A 13,314-nucleotide genomic window follows, 5' to 3' on the forward strand; every position below is an offset into this window, starting at 1 on the left:
AGGTATAGATACTGGCTTACTGTACCAGCGAAGCAATTTTAGCTTCCAGTTCTTCTCCTCTCAAACCTTTGGCAATGATCTTTCCTTCTTTATCGAGCAGGATCGTCTGCGGAATGGCATCTATCTGGTAAAGCTGAGCAGCTGCGCTTTCCCATCCTTTCAGGTCTGATACCTGTGGCCAGGTCAGCTTGTCATCGGCAATAGCCTTGAGCCACTTGTCACGCGACTGATCCAGCGACACTCCGAAAATCTCGAACCCTTTGTCTTTGTACTTGTTGTACATCTTCACCACATTCGGATTTTCCTTGCGGCAGGGAGCACACCAGCTGGCCCAGAAATCAATGAGCACATACTTACCACGCAGCTCTGACAAAGCCATGCTGCCACCTTCAGGTGTAGGCAGTGTGAAATCAGGAGCTACTGAACCCACGGCAGTTGTGCGCATGGCACTCAGGCGATCGCTCAGCGTCTTGGTGTATTTCGACTCAGGTATATGCTGGGTATAAAGCGCGAGCATGCTGTCCGCAAAGGCAAAATCCAGCTGTGGGTTCACGAGACTTAGTGTGCCAAATGCAGATACAACAGACTCCGGGTGCTTTGCAATGAAATTTTTGATCTCCTTTTGCAAGGCAAGGTACTGCTGCCGATAGCCCTCTGCTTCTTCCGTTTTGCCCTCTGACATGGCGCGGTTGAATTGCTCGCTCAGGGCCATTTCCTTCTGGCGGCTTTCATTCACCATCTTGTTCAGCCGCTGGAAAAGCTCAGAGTCCTCTGAGTTCTCAAACCTGGCTGTATTGTTCAGGTCGCGGGCATCAGCTTCTACCTTAATATTCTTATTTTCCAGGACCATCATCAGGGCGTTTTGCTGATCAAGTCCGAGACGGTACAGTGTTGGCTCTTCTACCTGACCCTGAAATGAAAATGTACCATCCTGACTGATGTCAGCCGTATCCCGGGCAATGAATTGCTGCTCCCCCAGCTCAAACAAAAAGATCTGACCAGGTGTGGCATTTTGCAATTTCCCTTCTATGGTATAGGCGCTTCCATTGGTCGCGGTTTTGTTGCCCTGGCAACTGGCCATCAATGCAGCCGCTGAAGCCAGTACTACATAGTTCTTAAGGTTCATATTTCTATGGGTTTAGATGATATAGTTCGTATCTCGTAGCACGTATCAAGTAGCACGACGCCTTCTGTCAAAAAAAGAAAAAAATCGTGCTACTTGATACGGGTGTCTTGATACGTTAATTCAACCCTTCCTGCAGCAATTGGTTAGCCACTTTCGGATCAGCTTTGCCTTTAGTCTTCTTCATGATCTCGCCCATGAACATACCTACCAGGGATTTCTTGCCCGCCTTGTACTCCTCCACCTTCTGCGGATTAGCGGCCAGTACCTCTGAAACGATCACCTTAAGGGAATCAGTATCAGATTCCTGCAGCAGGTTCTGCTCTTCGGCTACCTGGTGCGCCGGTATACCTGGGTTTTCGAGCATGTACGGGAAGATTTTCTTGGCAGCCACCGAATGACTCACTTTGTTTTCGTCTACGAGCGCAATGATCTCAGCAATAGCATGCGGCTGTAGCGGGAAGTCCTTGATGTGCAGTTGCAGCTCGTTCAGGTATGATTTTACCGGACCCGTTACCCAGTTCGCAGCTCCTTTGTAGTTTTGGGTATACTTGCAAAGTTCTTCGTAGTATAAGGCGATCTCTTTGGCGTCGGTTAGTACTCCGGCATCGTACTCAGACAAGCCAAACTCTTCGGTGAAGCGCTTGTAAAGCTCCTGAGGCAGACTTGGCATTGTTTCTTTGATACGCTCCAGCCACTCCTGTTCGATCACCAAAGGTGGCAGGTCTGGCTCAGGGAAGTAGCGGTAATCGTTCAGCGTCTCTTTAGAACGCATCGCGGTGGTAGTACCTGTGTTGGCGTCGAAGTTACGGGTTTCGGAATCTACCTTACCGCCGTTCTCCAGCACCATGATCTGGCGCTCGATCTCGTGCTCGATGGCACGCTGCACGTTGCGGAAAGAGTTCATGTTCTTTACTTCCACCTTGGTACCCCAAAGCGGCGAGTCCTTCAGCATCACCGAAATGTTGGCGTCGCAACGCAGCGAGCCTTCTTCCATATTACCGTCGCAAATCTCAAGGTAACGCACCAGGCGGCGTATTTCCGTCAGGTAATTGTAAGCTTCCTCCGAATCACGAATATCTGGCTCTGACACGATCTCGATCAGCGGCACACCGGCGCGGTTCAGGTCGATCAGTGTTTCGGTTTCGCCTGGCAAGTGCATGGATTTACCCGCGTCTTCCTCCATGTGAATGCGGGTGATGCCGATGCGCTTATCATTGCCTTCAGCATCCTTCACATCCAGATAACCAGCTGTACAAACAGGCGTTTTGTCCTGTGTGATCTGGTAGCCTTTCGGAAGATCCGGGTAGAAGTAGTTCTTGCGGGCGTAGATGTTGTAGCGGGTGATGTCGCAGTTGGTAGCCAGACCCATTTTTACAGCCATCTCTACCACACGCTTGTTGATACGCGGCAAGGTGCCTGGATGACCTAGTGTGATCACGCTCAGGTTTGTGTTTGGCATCACGCCATATTCTGTCGAGTCAGACGAATAAGCCTTGCTCTCAGTCAACAGCTGGGCGTGCACTTCCAGACCGATAATCGCCTGGTATTTGTCTCTTATTGCTTTATCCATGATTCTTTTTTGGAAAGCTGTTCTTTTATTTGTCTAATTTAGGATATCTACTAATCGATAAATGGCTTATTTCCTGTTACCATCATAAAGACTAAGTACAAAGCCAGACTGTTTATCATTAGTAAGCCCAGCAGGTATATCCATTGCTGTTTCTTGTTATGCTCTTGTTGATGAAAGCTCTTCAGCATAAATAAGAGCCCAACTGGAGCCAATAACAAGCCAAGTGCTGCGGGGCCAAAAGCTACTATTTCTTTTACAGGATTTTCCAGTTGCATATACCTTGTCAGTAAACTGAGCGGAACTGCCGAACCAACTGCCCAAAGTATAAAGGTATAAAATGATTTAGCCTTCTCTAACCAAGGTGTTTCTATACCTGCCATTTACCTATTGTAGCAGTCCTTTAACTAATTCCTGCGCTTTCGCAGGCACAGCCTGCAGACCAGCAACTTCCTTACCACCAGCCGTCGCATAGAACGGCTGTCCGCCGCCGCCGCCTTTGATTTCCTTGGCAAGTTCGCGCACCATTTGGCTGGCATTTAACTTACGGTCCGAAACCAGGTTGTCTGACAGCATCACTGCGATTTGTGGTTTGCCGTCGATTTCAGCGGCCAGCACCAGCACCAGGTTGTCCACTGCCTGACGCATGTCGAAAGCCAGTTTCTTCAGGTAGTCTGCTGTAGATACATCTACATTCTCCGCCACAAAGTTTACGCCGTCGATGGACTGCGCCTTCTGCACCAGACTTTCTTTCAGACTGGTCAGCTGCTTCAGCTCGAATTGCTCCAGTTGCTTCTGCAGGGCTTTGTTGTCTTCCTGCAGCTTCTGCACGGCACCTGAAATGTTGCTGTGCGTGCCTAATACTTCACGAACGGCATTCAGTTCATTCAGCTGTTGCTGCATGTACTCTTCAGCCGAAGCAGCCGTGGTTGCCTCAATACGACGCACACCTGCGGCTACAGAGCTTTCAGAAAGTATTTTGAAATAGCCAATTTCTCCTGTATTGTACACGTGTGTTCCGCCGCATAGCTCCACCGAGTGGTCGCGGTCGAAAGCGATCACTCGCACAAACTCACCGTACTTTTCACCAAACAATGCCATGGCACCCATTTCTTTTGCCTCGGCAATCGGGATGTTGCGCTGCTCTTCCAAAGGTATAGCCTGACGTACGCGCTGATTCACAATGGTTTCTACCTCACGCAATTCTTCGTCCGTTACTTTAGAGAAGTGTGAGAAGTCGAATCGTAGTACTTTCTCGTTTACCAAAGAACCCTTTTGCTGCACATGGTCACCTAAAACTTTACGTAAAGCAGCGTGCAATAAGTGCGTAGCTGAGTGGTTTTTACGAATCAGGTTGCGGCGCTCAAAATCTACTTCACTTCTGAAAGTCGCTTCTACATTATTAGGCAACTTGGATGTGATGTGCAGAATCAGGTCGTTTCCTTTCTTGGTGTCCAGCACCTCGATTTGCTCTGAATCCGAAATCAGGTAACCTGTATCGCCTACCTGTCCGCCACTTTCGGCATAAAAAGGCGTGCGGTCGAGCACTATGTGATACTCGCTCTTATTCTTGGTCTTTACATGACGGTAGCGCACGATGTGCGAATCCGCTACGTCATGCTCGTAACCCAGGAATTCCGTTTCCACGTCTGGCTGTACAATTACCCAGTCGCTCTGCTCCGAAGCCGAAGCGTTGCGGGAACGGTTCTTCTGTTGCTCCATCTCCACACCAAAACCAGCCTCGTCCACTTTCAAGCCTTTTTCACGGGCAATCAGGGCGGTCAGGTCGAGTGGGAAGCCGAAGGTATCGTATAGTTCGAAGGCAGTCTTGCCATCGATGGTGTTATTGTTCTCTTTGAATCTGGCCTCCAGCGCATCGAGTCGCTTCAAGCCGTTCTCTAAAGTGCGCAGGAAAGCGTTTTCTTCTTCCTCGATTACACGCTGCACAAAGCTCAGTTGAGCCTTAAGTTCCGGGAATACATTTTCCATCTGGTCGGCCAGTACGGCAGCCAGTTTGTAGAGGAATGGCTTTTTGAAGTCCAGGAAGGTGAAGCCATATCGTACAGCACGACGTAGGATACGACGAATCACATAACCCGCCTTGTTGTTCGATGGCAGCTGTCCGTCGGAAATGGCAAAGGCAATAGCCCGGATATGATCGGCCATTACACGAATGGCAATGTCTACTTGCTCATTCTCGCCATAAACCACACCGGCTTCTTTGGCAATGAACTGAATCAGCGGCTGGAACACGTCTGTGTCGTAGTTTGAGCGCTTGCCCTGGATGGCCATGCACAAACGCTCGAAGCCCATCCCTGTATCCACGTGCTGCGCAGGCAGTTTTACCAGCGAGCCATCAGCCAGACGGTTGAACTCCATGAATACGTTATTCCAGATTTCGACAACCTGCGGATGATCAGCGTTCACAAGCGTCTTGCCGTCTACCTGTGCGCGTTCCTCGTCGGTACGCAAGTCCACGTGTATCTCTGAGCACGGACCGCAAGGCCCCGTATCGCCCATCTCCCAGAAGTTATCCTTCTTGTTGCCCATTAGAATGCGGTCTTCCGCAATCATAGACTTCCAGATATCAAAAGCCTCCTGGTCCATTGGCAGGTTTTCAGAAGCATCGCCCTGAAATACGGATACATACAGCCTGTCTTTCGGCAGCTGGTATACCTCCGTCAACAGTTCCCATGACCACGCCAACGCCTCTTTCTTGAAGTAGTCGCCAAATGACCAGTTGCCCAGCATTTCGAACATGGTGTGGTGGTAAGTGTCGTAGCCTACTTCCTCCAGGTCGTTGTGCTTGCCCGATACGCGCAGACATTTCTGGGTGTCGGCAATACGCTTGGACGGAGCGGGTTTGTTGCCCAAAAAGTAATCTTTGAAGGGCGCCATACCTGAGTTGATAAACATCAGGGTGGGGTCATCTTTTACCACAAGGGGTGCGGACGGCACGATCTGGTGCTGTCGTTGCGCGAAGAAGTCAAGAAACTTTTGTCTAATCTCAGCTGAGTTCATCTATGATTATTAAGCCTTTAGATACAATCTGCTATACTTGTTGTTTAATAACAAAAAATATAGAATTTTTGCCTTATAGAAACAGCCCTTTCGGGCAATGCTTACGCAGACCTGCATTAGGGCAAAAGTAGCAATTTTAGCCGTAATTGTGCGTGCTATACCCGAAAATTAGTGCTGTAGCCCTATACCCTGAAAACGACACTATGCCTTATAAAGAAAAAGAAATCGAAAAACAGTACTACACCATCGGTGAGGTAGCTGCCCTATTTGACGTTGCTCCTTCGCTAATCCGCTTCTGGGAGACAGAATTTGATCAACTTAAGCCCAAGAAAAACAAGAAGGGCAACCGCCAGTACACGGCCAAGGACATTGAAGAACTGCGTTCGGTTTACCATTTGGTGAAAGAGCGCGGCTTTACGATACAGGGCGCCAAGGAAGTGCTGAAGAATAAATCGGTGCAGACAAAGGACAAGATCGAGATCATCAATTCGCTGGAGAAGGTACGCTCCTTTCTGGTGGGAATCAAGGAACAGCTGAACACCAAAAGCTAAGCCTGCGTACCTTGGTGCATGTCACAAGAAGCCCAATTTGAAGTAGCCCTGTCGTTTCTACCCCACGTCGGTGACCAGCTGACGAAGGTGCTCGTGAGCTATTGCGGCTCTGCTAAAGCCGTGTTTGACACACCTGTGCCGAAGCTGATGAAAGTGCCGGGTGTGGGTGAACGTGTAGCTAAAAGTATACGCGATAACGGCCGGCAGGCTCTGTTGGAGGCTGAAGAAGTGCTCAAAAAGTCTGCTGAAAAAAATGTACAGCTGCTCTTTTACACCTCGCCGCTGTACCCCAACCGGCTCAAGCAGTTTCCAGACGCACCTCCTCTACTCTATTTCAGGGGCAATGCTGACTTAAACCATCGTCGTATCATCAGCATTGTAGGTACCCGTAAACCAACAAGTTATGGACAAGCCGTGACGGAGCGGATTGTGGAGGAGCTGAAGCCTTACAACGTCATGATCGTGAGCGGACTGGCCTATGGCATCGACATTGCCGCGCACCGTGCCGCCCTGCAGGCGGGACTACCAACCATCGGCGTGATGGCCTCTGGCCCCGATACCATCTACCCCGGCGTGCACAAGAAGTACGCGGAGAAAATGCTCGAGCAAGGCGGCGTGATCACCGAGAACACATTTGGCACTAAACCTGACGCACCCCGTTTCCCTGCCCGTAACCGCATTATCGCCGGCATGTCCGACTGCACCATTGTCATCGAAGCAGCTTTTAAGAGTGGTACCCTGATCACAGCCGACATTGCCCACAGCTATGACAAAGAAGTAATGGCAGTGCCGGGCAACATTAACTCGCCCATGTCGGAAGGCACGAACTGGTTGATCAAGTCGCACAAAGCCGCCGTACTTACCTCCACGCAAGACTTGATTGAATTACTCAACTGGGATGTGGAGGACAAACTAGCCTCTAAACGAGCTTCTGCTATACCTGCGCTCGATCCGGCAGATTTTACTCCCGAAGAAATGCAGGTACTGCAGGTGCTGATTCAGTCCGGCGAAGAGCAAATGGATAATTTAGGGTGGAAAGCCCAGGTGCCCGTTAGTCAGCTAGCCTCTGTGCTACTGGCCTTGGAGTTTAAGGGGATGGTAAAAGCCCTGCCGGGGAAACGGTTTGCTTTGATTAGATGATAGTCATTCAGGTTGAGAATAGCACATTATACATACGTATTGCACCCATTTACCTGTCATTCCGAAGGAATCTTGGTTGCCTGTTTTAAAACCCTTTGCGACTCGCCAACGAGATCTTTCCAAGATGACAAAAATGTATAATTTCTAAACTCTCTAACTTTTAAACTCCTAAACTCCTTTGCTTCTCTACAACAATCACTTCCTCCCGATACAAGACCTGAAACTTCCTATCACCAACCGGGCTTTTCAGTACAATGACGGTTATTTTGAAACGGTCATGGTGGTGGACGGGAATTTGCGTTTTTGGCGAGACCATCAGACTCGTATGCGGGAAGCTGCTGAGGCTTTACGACTAGCTATACCTGACTATTTTTGGAATGGCGAACTGGAAGAGAACCTTTTGTGTCTAGCAAAACAGCGTAACTCTCTTAAGATGGGACGTTTGAAGCTGAAAGTGTGGCGTGCGGGTGATGGTTTGTATACTCCAAAGACAAACGAAATCGAGTGGATGGCTACCGCTGAACCCACCCAAGCTATACCCGATACTGGTATAAAGATCGGTATCTGCGAGACAGTTAGAACATGCTTTTCGCCTCTCTCCCATTTCAAAGGACCTCAAGCGCCACTTTATGTATTGGCAGGTATAGAAAAGCAAAACAAAGGCTTTGATGATATGTTGCTGCTGGATGCACAGGGGCATGTGGCGGAACTGACTTCTTCAAACCTTTTCTGGCTAAAGGAGGGTGTTCTGCATACCCCTGCCCTGCAAACGGGCTGTGTGAACGGAATTCTGCGTAGAAACATCCTGCGCTTGTGTCAGCAGCAAGGTATAGCGGTACGGGAAGTTTTAGCCAAACCCGAAGAACTGCTACAGGCAGAAGCTTTATTTGCAGCGAATGTAACAGGTATACGAGGTATAGAGGGGCTGGAAGATCAGCAAGTAAGTGTCTCTCACAAATGGCTGCAGTATCTGAAAACGGGTTTACAGCTTTAGGCTTCGAGTGTGCATGTAGTGTGCATGTAAAGAAAATGCTACCTCAGAACAAAGGCTGCCTTTTCTATACCCTTCAAATGTTCAGATTTAAACCGAGGGAGAAAGTTCGGGGTTGCGGATAGTGTGCCTTGTCTATACCATTCGCAACTTCCGGATCCTGGCCGCTATACCTGGTTAATACAAAAGCGTTCTGTACTGTGGTATTGACTCTGATGTCAACTTTGCTGCCAAGCACTTTCCCAACATTGTAGCCCAGCTGCAAATATTCCAAACGCAAAAAAGCGGCATCTTCGAGAAAATGGCTGGACTCAGAATGTGGACTTATTAAACCGGTCTCCAGATAACTGCGGTTCGCGTTGGAAACGTACCAATCTTCATAATTAGCATTCAGCCAGCTGCGCTGTGCGTCCGCGTGATTAAATACCTCTTGTCCTGCAGCACCCCGCATAAGAAAAGACATTTCCCAATTCCCGAAACCGCCGTTGGAACTGAGTCCAAAATATGCCTTAGGTTGGCTCGATCCCATTGGTTTTCTTTCGACAAAGCCATATTCGTTTTTTTCATATCCTCCTTGAATTGGTTTCCCGTCTTTATCATATAACTGCTTCAAAAGATTGAATACCTGTGCAGGCTCTCCAATGGCTAACTTAAGGCCATAATCATTATCAGCGAAAGTGTACACTTGTAATTCCCCGATACTGGTCACCCGGTTCTTGACAAAAGTGGCATGCATCCCCAGCATTAGGTAGGCGCTTTCTTTCTGAATGACAGTATATTGCAGTGATGTTTCCAAGCCGGATACGCTTAGGCTACCCAAACTCACATACCTTGACCCAGAGCCACTTCCAATTGGAAGCCTGTAAGGTAAAAGCAGGTCACTTGACTTATTTTGAAAGTAGCCGAAGCTTCCCGTAAGTGTGTTCTGCATTAGTCCAAACTCCAATCCTATACTTTTTTCTATTGTCTTCTCTGTTTCAACTTCAAGTTGAGAACCAATATAGCCATAGTCAAATGGGTTGCCCTGCACTGGCGCCCACACAACAGTTCTGAACCTGTTGGGGTCATCCAGCCTGCTGAAACTACCCGCATCGGCCCTGAGTTTCAAATGAGAAATATAATCGGAGTTGGCCCAAAATGCCTCTCTTCTGATATCCCAGCCTATACCTAATGCGATAGACTGCTGCCGGAATGTATCCTTCTTGTAATTCAAATCAGACAGGTTCCGGAAAGAGCCTTTCAAGGTATAGCGGTCCAGCAAGGTATAGGCCAGGCTGCCATAGTAGCTTAGGTTTTCCTGCTCAGACCAGTAGCCTCTACCTCTTGCGTACAGTAAGTCGTCTCTATTATTTTCTGCAGACTCTGACCCGGTTTCCCGTTTTGTTTTCATGGCACCAGCCATTAGGTCCAGCTTGCTGCTTAAGCCAGGTATAGCTTGGTCCAGCCCAATAAATGCCTCTGAATGTATGATTTTTGATTCCAGGTCATGCGTGATAAAATTAATCGGACTGTACTGACGCGAAGCCATGTCAGAGGATATATTACTTCTGTAATCACTATCGGACTTGAAGTAGGCATACCTGTAGTTGACTGTCAGGGTAGGCAGGAAGTGAAGCCTGTATTTCACAAGTGCCTGTCCAGAGAGTGTTCTTATATTCTCCCGGTTCTCCTTTTGCTCCAAAAGACTCACCGGATTGATCTGGCTCCCCAGCACATAGCCATCCGGACGGATGTAAGTAAAATAGCCTCCGTATTTGTTGTCAGCATACACGGGCTGCGTGGGGTCAAAAGCCATCGCGGCAGGTATAGCCCGCTCATCGGCTAGCTGTAATTTCTGCCCGGAGTTATGGATTGACAGATTGAAAGTCAGGTGTTTCTGAAACAGGCTGGGTTTAAGGTTAAGGGCCAATGTGTTTCGCTTATACCCGGAAGTTTCCAGGATTCCGTTATGCTTCAACTGTCCAACTGAAACACGGTACGGCACTGGCCCCATCGTGCCGCTCAGGCTTAGGTTGTTGGTCAATCCGAAACCCGTACGGTAAATCTCGTTCTGCCAGTCTGTGTCGTGTTCGCCTAAAAGGCCTTGCCGATTCGGATATTTCTCTCGGATCAGGTCTCTGAACTCTTCCGCAGAAAAGATATCAGCCCTTTTGCGCAAGCTAGATACCGCTCCAGTAGAGTTGTACTGTAAACGGATTTTATCACCTGCTTTCCCTGACTTCGTCGTGATGAGCAGTACACCATTTGCAGCGGCTCCTCCGTACAAGGCTGTCGTAGATGCGTCCTTTAGCAGTGAAAAAGAGGCTATATCCTCCGGATTCAGAAATGCCAGGTTGCTGGTGTGCAGTGAATGAATGAAAGGATCAAGCAAAACGCCATCAATTACCAGCAAAGGGCTATTGTTACCAAACAGCGATGTGCCCGAACGCAGCACTAACTCCGCACTGGCCCCTGGAGCGCCTCCGGCTGGCACTATGCGCAACCCGGTAAGCTGACCTGTCAGCAATTGCTCGGCATTGTAAACAAATCCCTTGTTCAGCTGCTCTTTCGACACTTGCTGTGCCGTCTTTACCCTGAATTCATTGCTCGTGTTGGCAGTGTCAGGCGAGGCGGACTGGGCATAGGAGCTTAGCGCCCAAATTGTGGTTAATAAGGTTCCGCCTAATCTTTTAATTCTGGTGAAAGAATGTAAAGGTTGCTTCAAGTAATCAGGTTTAAGTGTTTATAAAAGTTTACTAAAATAGGTTTTTTCAGATATTAATCATATTTTTTGATTTGGAGGCCAACGAATAGCGAATCAGTTTTACCTTTATGACAGGAATGTTATGCCTCTGAATATTCAGAAGGTATAAATAGCATCAATATCTAATGTACAGGTATGGCTCAGAGGAAGAGTCACAGAAACCGGAACATCTGTACCGGATAACTTAAGCCTAGCTCGACAAACTTATAAGAAGCAGCCTCGTTGTCAAACCGGGATAGACATCTGAATATAGTATCATGAAAAGACAAATTTCAGTGGGAATACTGGGTTTCGGTATGGCCGGACGGGTGTTTCATGCGCCAATTATATCGGCCGTAGAAGGCTTGAAACTCACCAAAATAAAAGCCAATCGCCTTGAAAGCATTGCCCTGGCCAATAGGCTATATCCTGATGCTGAAGTTGTAGCCGAAACAGGCAGAATCCTGGAGGACGAAGCTATTGACCTGGTGATCGTGGCCACGACCAACGACACGCACTACAGTTTGGCCAAAGCAGCATTAGAAGCCGGCAAGCATGTAGTGGTCGAGAAGCCTTTTACCGTTACTTCGGAGGAGGCAAGTGAGCTAGTTGAGTTGGCAAAGCAAAAGGGGAAATTGCTGACCGTTTACCAGAATCGCCGGTGGGACAGTGATTTTAAAACTGTCAAGAAACTAATAGATAATCAATTACTGGGGCGATTGGTAGAGTACGAAGCCCATTTCGATCGCTTCCGGCCTATACCTGCTTCCGAGACCTGGAAAGAAGAAGAGCAACCTGGCACAGGTATTCTGTACGATCTAGGGTCACACCTGATCGATCAGGCACTGGTGCTGTTTGGTACACCTGAAGAACTCTATGCTGACTTGCGTACACAACGTAGCGGCGGACAGATTATCGATAGCTTTGACCTGACGCTCTATTATGCCAATGGCCTGAAAGCTATACTGAAAGCAGGTATGCTGATAAAACAGCCTGGTCCACGCTTTATTCTTTCGGGTGATAAGGGGTCTTTTGTAAAGTATGGCCTGGACGTGCAGGAAGCAGCATTAAAGGCAGGGCTCTCTCCTACAGGTGCAGATTGGGGAACTGAGCTGGAAGAGATCTGGGGAAAACTGGATACTGAACTCAAAGGACAACATTTGGTCGGAAAAATTCAGAGTGAACAGGGTGACTACCGGGGATACTACGAGAATGTGCGTGATGCCATACAGGGTATAGCAGAACTTGAAGTAAAGCCGGAACAGGCGCGAAATACCATCCGGGTAATTGAGTTGGCCATGCAAAGCAGCACCGAAAAGCGTGTACTCCCCTTCAAGCGTTAGCATATTGTAAGCAATCAGGTATAGCATATGAACCTTTACCGCATTCTGTAGTATATTTGTAGCTACAAACATTAATGCTTACAAAATGGAATCATTAAAAGGAAAAAGCGCCCTGATTACGGGTGCTGGTAAAGGTATAGGAAAAGCCATTGCGATTGCGCTGGCCCAGGAAGGCGTAAACGTAGGCTTGCTGGCACGCACTACCTCTCAATTAGAAGAAGTGGCATCAGAAGTTGAGAAGATGGGTGTAAAAGCTGCCGTTGCAACTGCCGACGTGACCGACATAAATTCAGTTAACGAAGCAGTGAAGGCAATTGGTGCTAAACTTGGCCCGATAGATATCCTGATCAATAACGCGGGTACCGCTAAGTTTGGGAAGTTCCTGGAGTTGGAACCAGCTGATTGGGAAAACATCATCCGTGTGAACCTGATGGGGGTGTATTATGTGACACGTGCCGTGCTGCCGGAAATGATCGAGCGCCAGACTGGTGACATCATCAACATATCATCTACAGCCGGACAACGTGGAGCCCCGGTAACAAGTGCCTACAGTGCCTCCAAGTTTGCTGTTATCGGTCTGTCGGAGTCGCTGATGCAGGAAGTGCGCAAGCACAACATCCGGGTGAGCACCCTCACGCCAAGCACAGTGGCAACAGAGCTGGCTATCGAACTGAAACTCACCGATGGCAATCCGGAGCGCGTGATGCAGCCCGAGGATTTTGCCGAACTGATCGTCGCGCAGCTGAAGTTAAATCGCCGCGTGTTCATCAAAGAGGCCGGTATATGGTCAACAAATCCTTAATGAAGAAGGCCCGAAGTTTAGCTTCGGGCCTTTTGATTTATATCGCTATTA

10 protein-coding genes are annotated in these 13,314 nt (G+C 48.5%); 5 read left to right on the forward strand and 5 right to left on the reverse strand.

Going from position 1 to position 13,314, the window contains the following annotated elements; genetic code table 11:
* Positions 1–16 precede the first annotated feature (16 nt).
* The 4 genes from AC5FXQ_RS16935 to alaS all read right to left on the reverse strand — a co-directional run bounded on the left by AC5FXQ_RS16935 (position 17) and on the right by alaS (position 5,714).
* Positions 17–1,126 (reverse strand): redoxin domain-containing protein, encoded by a 1,110-nt coding sequence (locus AC5FXQ_RS16935; RefSeq protein ID WP_493603601.1) that lies wholly within the window; start codon positions 1,124–1,126, stop codon positions 17–19.
* A 115-nt stretch (positions 1,127–1,241) separates the two neighbouring features.
* Positions 1,242–2,696, reverse strand: a complete 1,455-nt coding sequence (gene gatB, locus AC5FXQ_RS16940; protein WP_493603602.1) for an Asp-tRNA(Asn)/Glu-tRNA(Gln) amidotransferase subunit GatB — start codon at positions 2,694–2,696, stop codon at positions 1,242–1,244.
* 50 nt (positions 2,697–2,746) lie between these two features.
* Entirely contained in the window at positions 2,747–3,076 is a 330-nt protein-coding gene (locus tag AC5FXQ_RS16945; RefSeq protein WP_493603603.1) for a hypothetical protein, read from the reverse strand.
* Positions 3,077–3,080: 4 nt separating this feature from the next.
* A complete protein-coding gene (gene alaS / locus AC5FXQ_RS16950) occupies positions 3,081–5,714 on the reverse strand; it encodes an alanine--tRNA ligase (protein ID WP_493603604.1) in 2,634 nt (877 codons plus the stop codon).
* A gap of 203 nt (positions 5,715–5,917) precedes the next feature.
* On the opposite strand from alaS, the gene AC5FXQ_RS16955 reads away from it, so the two are divergent.
* The 3 genes from AC5FXQ_RS16955 to AC5FXQ_RS16965 all read left to right on the forward strand — a co-directional run bounded on the left by AC5FXQ_RS16955 (position 5,918) and on the right by AC5FXQ_RS16965 (position 8,399).
* The gene (locus tag AC5FXQ_RS16955; RefSeq protein ID WP_007652526.1) at positions 5,918–6,265 is read left to right on the forward strand and encodes a MerR family transcriptional regulator; all 348 of its coding nucleotides are present in this window, start codon (positions 5,918–5,920) and stop codon (positions 6,263–6,265) included.
* A gap of 18 nt (positions 6,266–6,283) precedes the next feature.
* Positions 6,284–7,405, forward strand: coding sequence for a DNA-processing protein DprA (gene dprA / locus AC5FXQ_RS16960; protein ID WP_493603605.1), 1,122 nt, complete (start codon positions 6,284–6,286; stop codon positions 7,403–7,405).
* 178 nt (positions 7,406–7,583) lie between these two features.
* Positions 7,584–8,399 carry an aminotransferase class IV gene (locus AC5FXQ_RS16965; RefSeq protein WP_493603606.1) on the forward strand — a complete coding sequence of 272 codons (816 nt, stop codon included), beginning with the start codon at positions 7,584–7,586 and terminating at the stop codon, positions 8,397–8,399.
* 73 nt (positions 8,400–8,472) lie between these two features.
* Here AC5FXQ_RS16965 and AC5FXQ_RS16970 read toward each other — a convergent pair whose 3' ends face one another.
* Positions 8,473–11,100, reverse strand: a complete 2,628-nt coding sequence (locus tag AC5FXQ_RS16970) for a SusC/RagA family TonB-linked outer membrane protein (RefSeq protein WP_493603607.1) — start codon at positions 11,098–11,100, stop codon at positions 8,473–8,475.
* Between the two features lie 296 nt (positions 11,101–11,396).
* Here AC5FXQ_RS16970 and AC5FXQ_RS16975 point away from each other — a divergent pair, with 296 nt between their 5' ends.
* Both AC5FXQ_RS16975 and AC5FXQ_RS16980 read left to right on the forward strand, forming a co-directional pair.
* Entirely contained in the window at positions 11,397–12,461 is a 1,065-nt protein-coding gene (locus AC5FXQ_RS16975; protein ID WP_493603608.1) for an oxidoreductase, read from the forward strand.
* Positions 12,462–12,546: 85 nt separating this feature from the next.
* Positions 12,547–13,263 carry a 3-ketoacyl-ACP reductase gene (locus AC5FXQ_RS16980; RefSeq protein WP_493603609.1) on the forward strand — a complete coding sequence of 239 codons (717 nt, stop codon included), beginning with the start codon at positions 12,547–12,549 and terminating at the stop codon, positions 13,261–13,263.
* Positions 13,264–13,314: the final 51 nt, after the last annotated feature.

Source organism: Pontibacter sp. LHS1, assembly GCF_058932855.1.